This window comes from Comamonas kerstersii, from assembly GCF_008801935.1.
Taxonomy (GTDB): domain Bacteria; phylum Pseudomonadota; class Gammaproteobacteria; order Burkholderiales; family Burkholderiaceae_C; genus Comamonas; species Comamonas kerstersii.
In genome coordinates, this window is record NZ_VZOT01000001.1 from 409,055 (window position 1) to 425,382 (window position 16,328).

The following is a 16,328-nucleotide window of genomic DNA, read 5'->3' on the forward strand; positions in this document are numbered from 1 at the left end:
TCCTAGGTTGGGGAACAGGTATGAGAAGAATGCACACATTCTTTTCTGCTTGTAAAAAAGAAAAAAGAGACAAAAAAACAAGCATGCATTACCAAAGGTAATAATTCAGGCATGAGACTGCAGTCCCCTTCGATTTCCGAACTCCATGCCTTTGCGCAGGCCGCGCGCCTGGGCAGCTACACGCAGGCAGCCGAATCGCTGCAGGTCACACAGGGCGCCATCAGCCGTGCGATTGCGCGCCTGGAAGAGCATCTGGGCTTTGCCGTGTTCGAGCGCCAGGGCAAGCGCAATGTGCTGACCACGGCAGGCCGCCAGTATCTGGATGCGATTGCACCGGCCATCTTCACCATCGAATCCACCACCCAGGCCATGCGCCGCAAACGCGAAGGCCGCCGCGTGCGCCTGTCCATGCCACCCACGCTGTTCAGCCACTGGCTGATTCCGCGCCTGCCGGACTTCAATGCACGCCATCCGGATACCGTGCTGTCCTTCGCTCCCTATCGGCGCGATGATCCGCTGACCGCGCCTGACATTGACGCCTGGATTCGCATTGGCAGCATGCCCTTTCCTGACACCGTAGAGGCTGACTACCTCATAGGCCGCGATCTGGTGCCAATCTGCCTGCTGCAGGATGCGCTGAGCATCTGCCGCCCCCAGGATTTACTGCGCCGCCCGCTGCTGGCCCACACCAATTACCCGGATAACTGGTCACGCTGGTTTGAAAAAATGGGCTGTGACGGCCCCTACCCTGCCCCTGTGGCGGACTTTGAGCAGGTCGGCATGCTGGTGCAGGCAGTGATTGCAGGCATGGGCGTGGCCGTGCTGCAACGCTGCCTGATAGAAGATGATCTGCTGGCCGGGCGCATCGCCATTCCCATACATCGGCCGTTTCAGCTGGAGCGTGGCTACTTTCTGTGCCAGCCTGCGGGACGCCCCGCTTCGCATGCCATGGAAGATTTTCGCCAGTGGCTGCTGGCACAGGCAGCCACAGACAACCAGCGCTATGCCGTGGAGCAGTAAACCATACAGAAGCGGCGTGACTCAGCGCCCCTTGCGCCAGCCGCCCGACATCAGCCACTGGCAACTGCCCAGCGCCAGCACCAGGGCAGCGTAGGTCATCATGCGCCCGTCCTGCCCGCTGAGCACCAGCCCCATGGCCAGCACCACAATGCCCAGCAAGGCATTGATGCCTGCCATCCAATACCATGGCAGCAAGTGTTCTTTTTTGCGCCATACCAGACGGGCTCCGGCAGCCAGCACTGCCGCGACAAACACCGCGGGTGCAACAAAGCTCAACAGATGAATAAGAAAGTCAAGGGCAGACATGAAATGACACAGATCAAGGCTTTGAACACATAGGCAGCGCAAAACAGCAGCAAATTTTATAATCACGCCCTATGGCAGTCTGGGCTTTAGGCATCAACCACAACACGGCACCGTTGGATCTACGGGGCCGTTTTGCATTTGCGATCGACCAAATCGCACCCACGCTGCATGGGCTGCGCAGTGCATTGACCAGTGCAACGCAGCATCCTGAGGTGGAAACCGCCATCCTCTCCACCTGCAACCGCACTGAAATCTACTGCGCTGCAGGCGCGCCAGCGCTGGATCACACCCTGCAATGGCTGGCCCAGTCCGGTGGCGTCAGCCCCAATGTGCTGCGCTCGCACTCCTACCTGCTCGAAGATGGCTCCGTAGCCCGCCACGCCTTCCGCGTGGCCTCGGGTCTGGACTCCATGGTACTGGGCGAAACCCAGATTCTGGGCCAGATGAAAAACGCCGTGCGTGCCGCAGAAGAAGCTGGTGCGCTGGGCTCTACGCTGAGCCAGCTGTTTCAGCGCAGCTTTGCAGTGGCCAAGGAAGTGCGCTCCTCCACCGAAATTGGCGAACACTCGATTTCCATGGCCGCCGCCGCCGTGCGCCTGGCCGGTCAGCTGTTTGAAGACCTGAGCCAGATCCGCATTCTGTTCGTGGGCGCTGGCGAAATGATTGAGCTGGCCACCACCCACTTTGCCGCCAAGCGCCCCGCCCAGATCACGATTGCCAACCGCACCATGGAGCGCGGCGAAAAGCTGGCCGAGCGCTTTGGCGCCAGCGTCATGCCGCTGGCCGAGATTCCCAACCACCTGCACGAATACGACGCCATCATCAGCTGCACAGCATCCACCCTGCCCATCATTGGCCTGGGTGCGATTGAAAGCGCGCTGAAGAAACGCAAGCACCGCCCCATGTTCATGGTGGACCTTGCTGTGCCCCGCGACATCGAACCCCAGGTGAAGAACCTGCGCGACGTGTATCTGTACACCGTGGACGATCTGGCCAGCGTAGTGCGCACAGCCCAGGCCCAGCGCCAGGCCACCGTGGCACAGGCCGAGGTCATCATCGACGCCGGTGTGCGCAACTTTGTGCAATGGATGCAGCAGCGCGCCCAGGGCGGCGTGGTGCCTCTGATCCAGCAGCTCAACGCCCAGACCGACGAATGGCGGGCGCTGGAAATTGCCCGAGCCAAGAAGCTGCTGGCCAAGGGTGAAGACATTGACGCCGTGCTCGACGCCCTGTCGCGCGGCCTGACCCAGAAAATGCTGCACGGCACATTGGCTGCCCTGCACAAGGGCTCGCCCGACGAGCGCGCCCAGACGGTGGACACTGTCTCCAGACTGTTCCTGCGCTCCGGCAAGGCCGGCGAGCGTTAGCGCCCCTGTCTGCTCCGGCTTAGCGCCAAATCACCTGACAGTGCCTGCCACACAGGCGCTTCCAGCTACCTTTTGTGTAGCACCTCCCCCTCTCAGACTGACCATGAAACCATTCCTGCGCACCCAGCTGGAGCGCTATGCCCAGCGCCTTGAAGAACTGGACTTTCTGCTCTCGCGCGAAGACATCATGGGCGACATGCAGCAGTACAACCGCATCTCGCGTGAACATGCCGATGTCACCGCCGTCGCAGGCCGCTACAGGCGCTACCAGCAGGTCGAAGCCGATATCGCCACGGCCCGTGAGATGCTGGATGACCCCGACATGGCTGACATGGCGCAGGAAGAAATCACCGCCGGTGAAGCCGAACTGATCAGGCTCGAAGACGAGCTGCAGCGCCTGCTGCTGCCCAAGGACCCGGACGACCAGCGCCCCGCCTATGTGGAAATCCGCGCCGGTACGGGCGGTGATGAGTCCGCCCTGTTCGCCGGCGATCTGGCCCGCATGTACACCCGCTACGCCGCCAACATGGGCTGGAAGGTGGAGATCATGAGCGCCAACGAAAGCGAGCTGGGCGGCTACAAGGAAGTGGTGCTGCGCATCGAGGGCGACAACGTCTACGGCCTGCTGCGCTTTGAATCCGGCGGCCACCGCGTGCAGCGCGTACCTGCCACCGAAACCCAGGGCCGCATCCACACCAGTGCCTGCACGGTGGCCGTGATGCCCGAGCCCGATGCACAGCAGGCCATCACCCTCAACCCTGCCGATCTGCGCATCGACACCTTCCGCGCCAGCGGTGCCGGTGGCCAGCACATCAACAAGACCGACTCCGCCGTGCGCGTGGTCCACATTCCCACCGGCATCGTGGCCGAGTGCCAGGACGGTCGCAGCCAGCACAGCAACAAAGCCAAGGCACTGCAGGTGCTGCAGGCCCGTATCCAGGAAAAGGAGCGCAAGGAACGCGAAGCCAAGGAAGCCGCGCTGCGCAAGGGTCTGATTGGTTCGGGTGACCGCAGCGACCGCATCCGCACCTACAACTTCCCGCAGGGCCGCCTGACGGACCACCGTATCAATCTGACGCTGTACAAGCTGCTCAATATCATGGAAGGTGACCTGGGCGATGTGATCGAGGCCCTCAAACAGGCACGTGAGGCCGAGTTGCTGGCAGAACTGGAAGTCAACAGCTGAAGCCTTTCACAGCCAAATTGGCCTTCAAGGCTTATCCCACCTGCGCTAACAGCTATACAAAGTGAATACTTCTCTGACACTGCGCCAAGCCCTGCTCCACGCCCACCAACTGGGCCTGGAGCGCATTGATGCGCAGATACTGCTGCTGCACGCCATCGGCCAGCCCGGTGCCGGTCGCGCCTGGCTGCTCACGCATGACGATGATGCCCTCACGCCTGCGCAGCAGGCACAGTTTGCAGCGCTGTGCGCCCAGCGCCTGGATGGTGTGCCCGTGGCCTACCTGACAGGCTGCAAAGAATTTTTCGGTCTGCCGCTGCAAGTGGATGCCCGCGTGCTCGATCCGCGCCCCGACACAGAGACGCTGGTGGAATGGGTGCTGGATGTGATTGAAAAAAAGCTTGCACCTGCGGTGATTGACCTGGGCACCGGCAGCGGCGCCATCGCCCTGGCGGTGCAAAGCCAGCGCAAGGATGCCACCGTCACTGCCGTGGACTTCAGCCAGGATGCGCTGGACGTGGCACGGGCCAACGCCCAGCGCCTGCAGCTGCCTGTGCACTTTGTGCAGTCTTCCTGGCTGGAGCAGGTCGAAGGCGTGTTTGATGTGATTGCCAGCAACCCGCCCTATATCCGCGAAGATGATGCCCACATGCCAGCGCTGCGCCACGAGCCCCGCCACGCACTGACCAGCGGCGAAGATGGCCTGGATGACATCCGCACAATCATTGCCCAGGCTCCTGCGCATCTGAAGGCCGGTGGCTGGCTGCTGCTGGAGCATGGCTGGGACCAGGCACAGGTCGTACAGCAGCTGCTGCGTGAAGCTGGTTTTACCGAAGTGCACAGCCGCCAAGACCTGGCAGGCATTGAACGCTGCACCGGTGGCCAAATCCCGCTGACAGCCAGCGCCCCAATACAGTGAAATAATGTCAGGCACTGCTGGCACAAAAACTGGCCAGCTCCCCTGCAAGGAGAACCCATGAGCGACGTACAACAACGCATTGACCAACTGGTCAAAAACAACGACATCCTGCTGTTCATGAAGGGCAGCGCCAGCTTTCCCATGTGCGGCTTTTCCGGCCGTGCGGTGCAGATTCTCAAGGCCTGCGGCGTAGACCCCAAGGCCATCGCCACGGTGAACGTACTGGAAGACCAGGAAATCCGTCAGGGCATCAAGGACTACAGCAACTGGCCCACCATTCCTCAGCTGTACATCCGCGGTGAATTCATCGGCGGCTCGGACATCATGATGGAGATGTACGAATCGGGCGAGCTGCAGCAAGTGATCAACGGCGAAGCCTAAAGCACATGCGCACCGCCGGGACCATGCCAAGCCCAATGACCAGTGCGACTGGCATGGCCCCAGCTTTATCTGAAACCGCCCCTGTGGGCGGTTTTTTCGTTCTCGACCGCAGGGCAGCGGTACGAAGCAATGTTCAACGCCGGCATGCGAAGGAGGCATGCAACCCAGTGACATTCGGCCGTCACCAGCCACTCCCCTGACTTATGACTCTCACCCAAAGCCTGCTCATCATTGCGTTGTTGATTGCTGCCAGCGCCTTTATTGCCGTGGCCGAGATTTCTCTGGCCGCATCCCGTCGTCTGCGTCTGCGTCAGATGGCCGACGAAGGCGACCCTCGCGCGGAAAAAGCCATCCAACTGCAGGAGCAGCCCGGTGATTACTTCACCGTGGTGCAAGTCGGTCAGAACGCGATTGCGATTCTGGGCGGTATCGTCGGTGAAAGCACGTTCAGCGCCCCGCTCACCGATTTGCTGGACGACTGGATCGGCCCCAGCATGGCGCAAAACCTGGGCTCGGTGACCTCGTTCTTTCTCATCACCTCGCTGTTCATCCTGTTTGCTGACCTGCTGCCCCGCCGCCTGAGCATGGTCGAGCCTGAACGCCTGCTGCTGGTGGTGCTGCGCCCCATGCTGCTGTGCATGACCATCTTTCGCCCCGTGGTGTGGTTCTACAGCCGCATCACCGATGCCGTCATCCGCATGACAGGCCTGCCCGACAAGCGCAACGAGCAGATCACCTCGGACGACATCCTGGCCATGACCGAAGACGGCGCCCGCGCCGGTGTGCTGGCCGAGCGTGAACAGCAGGCCATTGCCAACATCTTTGAGCTGGACACTCGCACCGTGGCCTCGGCCATGACTACGCGCGACAGCGTGGCCTACTTTCTGCGCGATGACCCTGACCATGTGATTCGCGCACGCATTGCCGAAGAGCCCTTCTCCACCTACCCCGTCTGCGAAGGCGATATCGACCACGTCATCGGCTATGTGGACGCCAAGGATTTGTTCCAGCGCGTGCTCAACAACCAGCCCATCTCGCTGCTGGACGACAGCCTGATCCGCAAGGTGCTGATCGTGCCCGACAAGCTGACGCTGGCTGAGGTGCTGGACCAGTTCCAGCAGGCCCATGAAGACTTTGCCGTCATCCTCAACGAATACAGCCTGGTCGTGGGCGTGGTGACGCTGAACGACGTGATGAGCACGGTGATGGGCGACCTGGTCTCGCCGGACGATGAAGAGCAGATCATTCAGCGTGACGAGCACTCCTGGCTGATCGACGGCATCACGCCGATTGATGATGTGATGCGCGTGCTTGACCTCGAAGAGCTGCCCCATGAAGAGGAATACGAAACCCTCGCAGGCTTCCTGATGGTGATGCTGCGTCGCGTGCCACGCCGCACGGACAGCGTGGACTGGGGCGGCTACCGCTTCGAAGTCATGGACGTGGACAGCTACCGCATCGACCAGGTGCTGGTCTCACGCCAGCGCGAAGAGCCTAATGGCACGGAACTCGTAGCACCTGCCGCAGCCCTGTCTGCCGTTGCCGCAGTGGCAGCCACGGCCGCACCTGTGGCACCTGCGGACGACAGCGCACAGGCAGAGACCGCACCTGCTGCCAAGCCAGGCGCAACCAGCCCACAAACACCTATAGTGCCCTGAAGGCGCAACACAGCTGGGCAACTGGCAGCTTAAAAACAATAGCTGCCAGCGCTCACAAACAAAGGACTTCAAAGGCATTTACCTTTGAAGTCCTTATTTTTTGCGCGCTAGGCGCTTAACTTTTAATAGCTAAACATTCAGCTGCTTCTCTCTGGCTCATACAGCCACTGCTTCTGGGCACGCAGCACCAGGTCCGGATAGGCGCTCTTGCCGCGACTGCCGTTGTAGCGGCCCAGCGCCATGAACAGATCACCACGCTCCATGTCCAGATAGTGCCGCAGGATGACGCAGCCAAAGCGCAGATTCACCTGGGTCTGGAACAGCACATGGGTGTTGCCATCGCCAATCAGCCGCACCCAGAAAGGCATGACCTGCATATAGCCAATGGCACCGACCGGGGACACGGCGTATCGGCGGAAACTGCTTTCCACCTGGATCACGCCCAGCACCAGCGAGACATCCAGCCCCGCACGCTTGGCTTCGTACCAGGCAGTCTGCAGAAACTCCTTGCGCACTTCCAGATCAGGCATGCGGCTGCGCAGACGGTCGCTGATGGCCACCAGCCAGCGCAGATAGTCCATGCGCGCCTCGGTGCTGGCAAAGACCGGCTCCGGTGGACTGGGGTCATGCACGGCAGCGCTCAGGGCACTGCGCACCGAGTCAGCCAGCGGCTCTTCCAGCTGAGAGCCAGCCCAGACGCTGGCAGCGCTGCTGCCCACCGCGCACGAAGCGGCCAGACGCAGCCACTGGCGTCGCGACACAGTGCAGGATGGGGACAGCAGATTCCGCATGGAGCACCTCTCTCAGTGAAGCATGCTCAGGCCACCGCAATGGCAGGCCCGAGCACAGAGCACAAGGCTTACAGGCCCAGCTTGGCCTTCAGATGGGCCAGCACTTCGCCGGTAGCCACCTTGGTCGCTTCGGTATCGCGGCGGTGCTGGTATTCCACCACGCCGTCCTTCAGACCACGGTCACCCAGCACCACGCGGTGGGGCACGCCGATCAGTTCCCAGTCGGCCAGCATGGCACCGGGACGCTCGTCGCGGTCGTCCAGCATCACGTCCACGCCCAAAGCCAGCAACTCGCTGTAGAGCTTTTCAGCTTCGGCCTTCACAGCTTCGCTGCGGCCCATGCCGATGGGGCAGATCACCACGGTGAAAGGCGCGATGGCGTCAGGCCAGATCATGCCGCGCTCGTCGTGGTTCTGTTCCACGGCCGCAGCAGGCAGACGGGTGATACCAATGCCGTAACAACCCATTTCAAAGAACTGGGGCTTGCCGTTGTCACCCAGGAAGGTGGCATTCATGGCCTTGGAGTACTTGGTGCCCAGATAGAACACGTGGCCAATTTCAATGCCGCGCTCAATCGCCAGCTCACCCTTGCCGTCTGGGGACTTGTCGCCTGCGACCACATTGCGCAGATCCGCCACCACTTCTGGCTCGGGCAGATCACGGCCAAAGTTCACACCGGCCAGGTGGAAGTCCACCTCGTTGGCACCGCAGACAAAGTCCGCCATCACCGCCACTTCACGGTCTACGACCAGCTTCACGGGCTTCTTCAGGTTGACGGGGCCCAGGTAACCTGGCTCGCAACCGAAGTGGTCCACGATTTCCGCCACGGACGCAAAACGGAAGTTGGCCAGACCTTCAATCTTGCCGACCTTGATTTCATTCATTTCATGGTCGCCGCGCAGCAGCAGCAGCCAGACCTGGGTCTTGACGATTTCGCCTTCTTCGTTGAGCTCGTCCGTAGCCAGTACCAAGGACTTCACGGTCTGCTGCAGGGGCAGGCCAAGCTGCTCGGCCACGGCTTCGCAGGTGCTGTTGCCGGGTGTAGCCACCTTTTCCATGGGCTTGGAAGCCGCAGGACGTGGGCCTTCGGGAGGCAGGCACTCTGCCTTTTCAATATTGGCGGCGTAGTCGCTGTTGGGGCAGTAGACGATGGCGTCTTCACCCGTAGAAGCAATCACCTGAAACTCTTCGCTCAGGTCGCCACCAATCGCGCCGGAATCGGCACGCACAGCACGGTACTGCAGACCAAAGCGGTCAAAAATGCGCTGGTAGGCCGCGCGCATGGTCTGGTAGCTGATCTGGGCACTGTCGCGGTCCTTGTCGAAGGAGTAGGCGTCCTTCATGATGAACTCGCGGCCACGCATCAGACCAAAGCGGGGACGGCGCTCGTCGCGGAACTTGGTCTGGATCTGATACAGGTTCTTGGGCAGCTGCTTGTAGCTCTTGAACTCCTGGCGGGCGATGTCCGTCACCACTTCTTCGGAAGTGGGCTGGATCACAAAGTCGCGGCCGTGGCGGTCCTTGATGCGCAGCAGCTCGGGGCCCATCTTGTCAAAGCGGCCCGTTTCCTGCCACAGCTCGGCAGGCTGCACCACGGGCATGGTGGTCTCCATGGCACCTGCACGGTTCATTTCTTCGCGCACGATGGCTTCGACCTTGCGGATCACGCGCAGGCCCATGGGCATGTAGTTGTAAATGCCAGCACCCAGCTTTTTGATCATGCCAGCCCGCATCATGAGCTTGTGGCTGACCACTTCGGCGTCCGCCGGAGCTTCTTTCAGGGTGGAGATAAGAAATTGGGAGGCTTTCATGAGGGAGATACTGAACGGGATATCAATGCGGCAACCTTGCCGATCCCAGACTGCCGTGCATAATGAACGCAATCTAGAAAATTGGGGTTCGATTATGCTTGACCGGGACGGATTTCGCCCGAACGTAGGCATCATCTTGCTCAACCAGAAGAACCAAGTGTTCTGGGGCAAACGCATACGCACCCACAGCTGGCAGTTTCCACAGGGCGGTATTGACCGGGGCGAGACACCCGAGCAGGCCATGTACCGAGAACTGCACGAGGAAGTGGGGTTAAAGCCCAACCACGTTCGCGTGGTCGCCCGTACAAGGGACTGGTTGCGCTATGAGGTGCCTGATCGTTTCATACGCCGCGATGCGCGAGGTCACTACAAAGGCCAAAAGCAGATCTGGTTTCTACTCCAGTTGCTCGGCCAGGATTGGGATCTGAACCTGCGCGCTACCGACCACCCAGAGTTTGATGCCTGGCGCTGGAACGACTACTGGGTACCACTGGACGTGGTGGTGGAATTCAAGCGCGGCGTGTATGAAATGGCACTCACAGAACTGGCACGCTACGTGCCCCGCGCCGAACAGCAGCGCAACCGCTTTTTGCGCAGCGGCATGCGACCTCGTGAGGGACTGCCTGAACCCGGTGTTCCCACCAGCCGCCCCGCTCCCGCACTGCGCAACCCAGGGCTTTTGAACAATAGCCACATGGAATTGCCGCCCGGCGCCAGCTTCGATCCAGATCCTCAGAACACCCACTTCCGGGGATAAAAAAACCGCTGTACGGTCTCTCCGTGCAGCGGTTTTTTCTTGGGCCGTGCTCAATCAGTGCAGCACCACCATATTGTCGCGGTGCACCATCTCGGGCTCGCCACGGTAGCCCAGCAGCTGCTCCACTTCCGACGAAGCATGCTTGCACAGCAGCCGTGCTTCGGCACTGGAGTAGTTGGCCAGGCCACGCGCCACTTCCTTGCCGTGTGCATCGCGCACGGCAATCACATCGCCACGCGAGAATTCACCGTCCACCGCAACCATGCCCACGGGCAGCAGGCTCTTGCCTTCGCTTTGCAGCTTGCGCACCGCACCTGCATCAATGATGACGGAGCCGTGCAGCTGCAGGTGGTCCATCATCCACTGCTTGCGCGCCTGGTTCTTGTGTGTGGGTGCAACCAGCAGCGTGCCAATGGCTTCACCACGTGTCAGGCGCAGCAGCACATCGGGCTCACGGCCCCAGGCAATCACGGTCGAAGTGCCCGAGCCTGCGGCACGCTTGGCTGCCAGAATCTTGGTCAGCATGCCGCCCTTGCCAATGCTGGAGCCTGCGCCACCGGCCATGGCTTCGAGCTCCGGATTGCCAGCCTGCGCTTCGTGCACAAATTGGGCGTCAGGGTTGCGGCGCGGGTCTGCGGTGTACAGGCCCTTCTGGTCGGTCAGGATCACATAGGCATCGGCATCCACCAGATTGGCCACCAGCGCACCCAGGGTGTCGTTGTCACCAAACTTGATTTCGTCGTTGACCACGGTGTCGTTTTCGTTGATCACCGGAACCACACCATGCCTGAGCAGCGTCAGCAAGGTCGATCGCGCATTCAGATAACGCTCCCGGTCTGCCAGGTCCGCATGGGTCAGCAGCACCTGGGCACTGCCCACCTTGAAGTCACGCAGCTTGGTTTCATACATCTGCACCAGCCCCATCTGCCCCACGGCGGCGGCGGCCTGCAGCTCGTGAATTTCCTTGGGACGCGTTGCCCAGCCCAGACGCTTCATGCCTTCAGCCACAGCGCCACTGGAGACCATGATCACCTCGCGGCGAACACCGTCATCTCCATGCACCAGGGCCGCCAGCTGGCGAGACCATTCCTCAATCGCTGCTTCATCCAGCCCCCGGCCCTCATTCGTGACCAGACTGGAACCTACTTTGACAACGATGCGACGCGCATCTTGCAGAACACGGGAAGACATTCTTATGAGCTTTTTTAGGCGCTAGAGCTTGTGCATCAAGCGCTAGCAGCTATTAATCCAAGAGCACTATGACGTGCTGTTTCACTCTGGCGCATCGCCAGCGAAACGTGGATCGTACTCTGCTTCCTGAGGTTGTTCGATCTGCTGCTGCACGTGCACATGCTTGAAGATGTCCTGCACCAGACGTTCCGTGCCTTCGCGTGCCAGCGCAGAGATCTCGTAGACCGGCCCTTTCCACTTGTAGCGCTTCACAAAGTCCTTGACCTTGGCGGCACGCTCTTCGGCGGGAATCATGTCCAGCTTGTTGAGCACCAGCCAGCGGGGCTTGTTGTAGAGCGCTTCGTCGTACTTCTTCAGCTCTGCCACGATGGCCTTGGCCTGCTCCACAGGGTCCACGCCGTCGTCAAACGGTGCCAGATCCACAATGTGCAGCAGCAGGCGGGTACGAGCCAGGTGGCGCAGGAACTGGTGACCCAGGCCCGCACCGTCCGAAGCGCCTTCGATCAGTCCGGGAATGTCGGCAATCACAAAACTTTGCTCGGGGCCGACGCGCACCACGCCCAGATTGGGGTGCAGCGTGGTGAAGGGGTAGTCTGCAATCTTGGGGCGTGCATTGGACACCGACGAAATGAACGTCGACTTGCCCGCATTGGGCATGCCCAGCAGGCCCACATCGGCCAGCACCTTCAGCTCCAGCTTCAGGCTGAAGCGCTCACCAGGCTTGCCCGGTGTTTTCTGGCGAGGTGCACGGTTGACCGCACTCTTGAAGCGCAGGTTGCCAAAACCGCCGTCACCACCGCGGGCCAGCACGATTTTTTCACCGGGTGTGAGCAGCTCGTGCAGCACCTCTCCGGTTTCCTGATCGGCAATGATGGTGCCTACAGGAAAACGCAAGGTAATGTCCTTGCCTGCGGCACCAAACATGTCATTGCCCATACCGTTTTCGCCGCGCTGCGCTTCGTGGCGGCGGGAATAACGGTAGTCAATCAAGGTATTCAGGTTGGGGTCGGCCACAGCGTAGACATGGCCACCACGGCCACCATCCCCGCCATCAGGTCCGCCGAACTCCTTGTATTTTTCGTGTCGGAACGTGGCTGCACCATTACCACCATCGCCCGCGGCAATTTCAATATAGGCTTCATCGACGAACTTCATGAGGCTTTCCCGTGATTCATTACAAAGACTGGCACCCTGAGTGCCAGTCAAAAGCATAAGCCAAGCATATCGCTGGCCTGCCACGCAGGGGCATTCGCTCCTGCGCAAACAACAAAGCCCCGAAACATCGGGGCTTTGTGATGTCAGATAACGCGAGCTTTAAGCAGCAGGCGTGATTTTGACAGTGTGCTTAGACAGAGCGCCCTTGGTCTCGAAAGACACATGGCCGTCCACCAGAGCGAACAAAGTGTGATCCTTGCCCATACCGACGTTCGCACCGGGGTGGAACTTGGTACCACGCTGACGCACGATGATCGAGCCTGCGCTGATCAGTTCGCCACCGAAGGCCTTAACACCAAGCATTTTTGGCTTGGAATCACGTCCGTTGCGCGTAGAGCCGCCGCCTTTTTTCTGTGCCATGACTTAGCTCCTTAGGAATTAAGCGGCGATCGCCACGATTTGCAGCTCAGTGAACTGCTGGCGATGGCCTTGGTGCTTGGCGTAGTGCTTACGACGACGCAGCTTGAAGATGCGCACCTTGTCGTGCTTGCCGTGAGCAACCACAGTTGCCTTCACAGTAGCGCCGGACACCAGGGGTGTGCCAACCTTCAGTTCAGCGCCGTTGCCGACTGCCAAAACTTGGTCGATCACGATTTCCTGGCCTACGTCCGCAGCAATCTGTTCTACCTTGATTTTTTCGCCAGCGGCAACGCGATACTGCTTGCCACCGGTTTTTATGACCGCGTACATGTAAACCTCTTTCGATTCTTGAGTCTCCGTAGACGAATTTCCACGGAAGCCGACTATTGTACGCGTAAACACCTGTCGGCGTCTAAGCCTCCTGAATATTCCCTGATGGATAAGGCTAAGCTCTTCCTATAATCCAGCGACTCTCTTGGTGGCGACTACCTTGACTACAACAAACCTTACCCCCAATCCACTCGCTCTGATTGCCGATGACATGCAGGTGGTTGACCGCGTCATCGCACAGCGCTTGACCACCAGCGTGCCTCTGATCGGCCAGATTTCGCAGTACATCATTGCAGCAGGCGGCAAACGGCTGCGCCCTGCGCTGCTTCTGATGGTGAGCAATGCCCTGGGCAATGCCGATCAGCGCAAGTATTCACTGGCCGCCGTGGTGGAGCTGATTCATACGGCCACCCTGCTGCACGATGATGTGGTGGACGAGTCCACCATGCGCCGAGGCCGCCCCACAGCCAATGAGTCGTTTGGCAATCCTGCCAGCGTGCTGGTGGGCGACTTTCTGCACACCCGCTCGTTCCAGATGATGGTGGAAGCCGGCAATATGCGCATCCTGCAGGTGCTGTCGGATGCCACCAACGTGATTGCCGAAGGCGAAGTACAGCAGCTGATCAACACGCATGACGCCTCGCTGGACATGACGGGGTATCTGCACGTCATCCGCTCCAAGACCGCCAAGCTGTTTGAAGCCAGCACACAGATTGCAGCCATTCTGGCCGATGCTTCTGCGGAAGTAGAAGCCGCCTGCGCCACCTTCGGTCAGGCGCTGGGCACAGCCTTCCAGATCATTGACGACGTACTGGACTACGACGGTGATGCACAGGAAATGGGCAAGAACTTGGGCGACGACCTGCGCGAAGGCAAATGCACACTGCCCCTGATCATTGCCATGCAGCGCGCCAGTGCAGACGATGCACAGCTGATTCGCCATGCCATCGAGCAAGGCTCCACCGATCAGCTGCAGGCCATCTTGCATATTGTCAAAACCACAGGTGCACTGGATGCAACACGCCAGGCCGCACACGATGAGGCCATGCGTGCCATCGCCGCCCTGGGTCAGCTTCCGCAAAATGCCTATACTCAGGCGATGGAACAACTCGCATCGCAGCTCCTGCTTCGCCGCACTTGAGCCACTGAGGGTCGCAGAACCACAGAACGCGACCCTCACACACATCAAATGAACCGCAAAAGCCTGCAACAACAGGCTTTTTGCACCTGTACAGCTACCCCGGTGATAGAGGATGATGCGAACGACACAACATTTTCCGAACTGGGTTCATGACTGCTGTTACCAACGCCCCATCACTTGCACCGACTGGCACCATGCAGCTTCCGGGCCTGGCCCGTGCTTTAGTCAGTGCTGGGCAGCTATCAGAAGCTACTGCTCGTGAAGTCGCCCTCAAGGCCACTGCCAGCAAAAGCAGCTTTGTAGCGCAGCTGGTCAGCAGCGGCCATTTCTCTGCCGCAGAACTAGCCCACCAGATCTCGCTGATCTTCAGCACGCCACTGCTGGATCTGAACGCCATTGACCCGCTGCTGCTGCCCAAGGATCTGCTCGACCCCAAGCTGTGCACCAGCCACCATGTGCTGCCGCTGTGCAAGCGAGGCAACCGCCTGATCGTGGCCACGGCGGCCCCCACCGACAAGGAAGCCACGGAAAAAATCAAATTTGCCTCTCAGATGGGCATTGACTGGATCATTGCCGAGCACGACAAACTGGTCAGACTCATTGAGAGCGCACACAAAAGCGTCACGGAAGCGCTGGACACTTATATTGCAGACGACGAATTCCAGTTCGACGATACCAAGGAAGCTCCCCAGCAGGAGGACAAGGACAGCAGCGCTTCGGACGTAGAAGATGCTCCCGTTGTCAAATTCCTGCACAAGATGCTGATCGATGCCGTCAACATGCGCGCATCGGACCTGCACTTTGAGCCGTATGAGCACAACTACCGCGTGCGCTTTCGTGTGGACGGTGAGCTGCGTGAAATTGCCTCGCCACCTATCACCATCAAGGACAAGCTGGCCTCGCGCATCAAGGTGATTTCACGTCTGGACATTTCGGAAAAACGCGTGCCACAGGATGGCCGCATGAAGCTCAAGATCGGCCCTGAACGGGTGATTGACTTCCGTGTGTCCACCCTGCCCACGCTGTTTGGCGAAAAAATCGTCATCCGTATCTTGGACCCCAACAGCGCCAAGATGGGCATTGATGCCCTGGGCTATGAGCCCGAAGAAAAAGCACGCCTGCTCGATGCCATCCATCGTCCCTACGGCATGATTCTGGTGACCGGCCCCACCGGCTCGGGCAAGACGGTGTCGCTCTACACCTGCCTGAACATCCTCAATCAGCCAGGCGTCAACATCTCGACCGCTGAAGACCCTTCCGAAATCAACATGCCGGGGGTCAACCAGGTCAACGTCAATGACAAGGCGGGCCTGACCTTTGCTGCTGCGCTCAAGGCGTTTTTGCGTCAGGACCCGGACGTGATCATGGTCGGTGAAATCCGTGACCTGGAAACTGCAGACATCGCCATCAAGGCCGCACAGACCGGCCACATGGTGCTCTCGACCCTGCACACCAACGATGCCCCCACCACGCTGACGCGTCTGCGCAACATGGGGGTAGCACCGTTCAACATCGCCTCCAGCGTCATCCTGATTACGGCCCAGCGTCTGGCACGTCGCCTGTGCCCCCAATGCAAGCAGCCGCACGATGTCCCGACGGAAGCGCTGCTGGCCGCAGGCTTTGAAGAAAGCCAGCTCGACGGCTCCTGGGTGCCGTACAAGGCCGTAGGCTGCAGCGCCTGCAACAATGGCTACAAGGGCCGCGTCGGCATCTACCAGGTCATGCCCATCAGCGAAGAAATACAGCAAATCATCCTGCGTGATGGCTCCGCACTGGACATTGCCAACCAGGCCAAGCACGAAGGCGTCAAATCCTTGCGTGAATCAGGTTTGGACAAGGTCCGGCAAGGCGTTACCTCGCTGGAAGAAGTTCTGGCAGTTACCAACCTATAAGTGTCC

16 protein-coding genes are annotated in these 16,328 nt (G+C 60.0%); 9 read left to right on the plus strand and 7 right to left on the minus strand.

The annotated features are described in order from the left end of the window. Nucleotides 1–111: 111 nt before the first annotated feature. Entirely contained in the window at nt 112–1,020 is a 909-nt protein-coding gene (locus F7P80_RS01910) for a LysR substrate-binding domain-containing protein (RefSeq protein WP_151042349.1), read from the plus strand. A gap of 21 nt (nt 1,021–1,041) precedes the next feature. On the opposite strand, the gene F7P80_RS01915 is transcribed toward F7P80_RS01910, so the two are convergent. Beyond that, complete coding sequence (locus F7P80_RS01915) at nt 1,042–1,326, minus strand: hypothetical protein (protein WP_054067393.1); 285 nt, start codon at nt 1,324–1,326, stop codon at nt 1,042–1,044. A 71-nt stretch (nt 1,327–1,397) separates the two neighbouring features. On the opposite strand from F7P80_RS01915, the gene hemA reads away from it, so the two are divergent. The 5 genes from hemA to paeA all read left to right on the plus strand — a co-directional run bounded on the left by hemA (nt 1,398) and on the right by paeA (nt 6,834). Further along, nucleotides 1,398–2,693 (plus strand): glutamyl-tRNA reductase, encoded by a 1,296-nt coding sequence (gene hemA / locus F7P80_RS01920; RefSeq protein ID WP_151042351.1) that lies wholly within the window; start codon nt 1,398–1,400, stop codon nt 2,691–2,693. Nucleotides 2,694–2,796: 103 nt separating this feature from the next. Next, nucleotides 2,797–3,879 carry a peptide chain release factor 1 gene (gene prfA, locus F7P80_RS01925; protein ID WP_054067391.1) on the plus strand — a complete coding sequence of 361 codons (1,083 nt, stop codon included), beginning with the start codon at nt 2,797–2,799 and terminating at the stop codon, nt 3,877–3,879. Nucleotides 3,880–3,940: 61 nt separating this feature from the next. Beyond that, complete coding sequence (gene prmC, locus F7P80_RS01930; protein ID WP_151042353.1) at nt 3,941–4,795, plus strand: peptide chain release factor N(5)-glutamine methyltransferase; 855 nt, start codon at nt 3,941–3,943, stop codon at nt 4,793–4,795. Nucleotides 4,796–4,852: 57 nt separating this feature from the next. Then, on the plus strand, nt 4,853–5,176 hold the full coding sequence (gene grxD / locus F7P80_RS01935) for a Grx4 family monothiol glutaredoxin (protein ID WP_054067389.1): 324 nt from the start codon (nt 4,853–4,855) through the stop codon (nt 5,174–5,176). A gap of 203 nt (nt 5,177–5,379) precedes the next feature. Beyond that, nucleotides 5,380–6,834: a polyamine export protein PaeA gene (gene paeA / locus F7P80_RS01940; protein WP_151042355.1), complete on the plus strand. Its 1,455-nt coding sequence runs from the start codon at nt 5,380–5,382 to the stop codon at nt 6,832–6,834. Between the two features lie 137 nt (nt 6,835–6,971). Here the strand turns inward: paeA and F7P80_RS01945 are convergent, their stop codons facing one another. Together F7P80_RS01945 and F7P80_RS01950 are read right to left on the minus strand one after the other, a co-directional pair. After that, nucleotides 6,972–7,625, minus strand: coding sequence for a transglycosylase SLT domain-containing protein (locus F7P80_RS01945; RefSeq protein ID WP_151042357.1), 654 nt, complete (start codon nt 7,623–7,625; stop codon nt 6,972–6,974). A gap of 68 nt (nt 7,626–7,693) precedes the next feature. Further along, entirely contained in the window at nt 7,694–9,436 is a 1,743-nt protein-coding gene (locus tag F7P80_RS01950; protein ID WP_054067387.1) for a proline--tRNA ligase, read from the minus strand. A gap of 94 nt (nt 9,437–9,530) precedes the next feature. Here F7P80_RS01950 and F7P80_RS01955 point away from each other — a divergent pair, with 94 nt between their 5' ends. Next, nucleotides 9,531–10,193, plus strand: coding sequence for an RNA pyrophosphohydrolase (locus F7P80_RS01955; protein WP_151042359.1), 663 nt, complete (start codon nt 9,531–9,533; stop codon nt 10,191–10,193). Nucleotides 10,194–10,247: 54 nt separating this feature from the next. On the opposite strand, the gene proB is transcribed toward F7P80_RS01955, so the two are convergent. From proB to rplU, 4 genes are all read right to left on the minus strand, one after another. After that, nucleotides 10,248–11,384 carry a glutamate 5-kinase gene (gene proB / locus F7P80_RS01960; protein ID WP_054067385.1) on the minus strand — a complete coding sequence of 379 codons (1,137 nt, stop codon included), beginning with the start codon at nt 11,382–11,384 and terminating at the stop codon, nt 10,248–10,250. Nucleotides 11,385–11,465: 81 nt separating this feature from the next. Further along, on the minus strand, nt 11,466–12,539 hold the full coding sequence (gene cgtA / locus F7P80_RS01965) for an Obg family GTPase CgtA (protein WP_151042361.1): 1,074 nt from the start codon (nt 12,537–12,539) through the stop codon (nt 11,466–11,468). Between the two features lie 159 nt (nt 12,540–12,698). Next, a complete protein-coding gene (rpmA, locus tag F7P80_RS01970) occupies nt 12,699–12,959 on the minus strand; it encodes a 50S ribosomal protein L27 (protein WP_151042363.1) in 261 nt (86 codons plus the stop codon). 18 nt (nt 12,960–12,977) lie between these two features. Further along, nucleotides 12,978–13,289 carry a 50S ribosomal protein L21 gene (rplU, locus tag F7P80_RS01975; protein WP_054067382.1) on the minus strand — a complete coding sequence of 104 codons (312 nt, stop codon included), beginning with the start codon at nt 13,287–13,289 and terminating at the stop codon, nt 12,978–12,980. A gap of 211 nt (nt 13,290–13,500) precedes the next feature. On the opposite strand from rplU, the gene F7P80_RS01980 reads away from it, so the two are divergent. Beyond that, entirely contained in the window at nt 13,501–14,430 is a 930-nt protein-coding gene (locus F7P80_RS01980; RefSeq protein ID WP_054067381.1) for a polyprenyl synthetase family protein, read from the plus strand. 149 nt (nt 14,431–14,579) lie between these two features. Continuing rightward, nucleotides 14,580–16,322 carry a type IV-A pilus assembly ATPase PilB gene (gene pilB, locus F7P80_RS01985; RefSeq protein ID WP_151042365.1) on the plus strand — a complete coding sequence of 581 codons (1,743 nt, stop codon included), beginning with the start codon at nt 14,580–14,582 and terminating at the stop codon, nt 16,320–16,322. Nucleotides 16,323–16,328 lie beyond the last annotated feature (6 nt).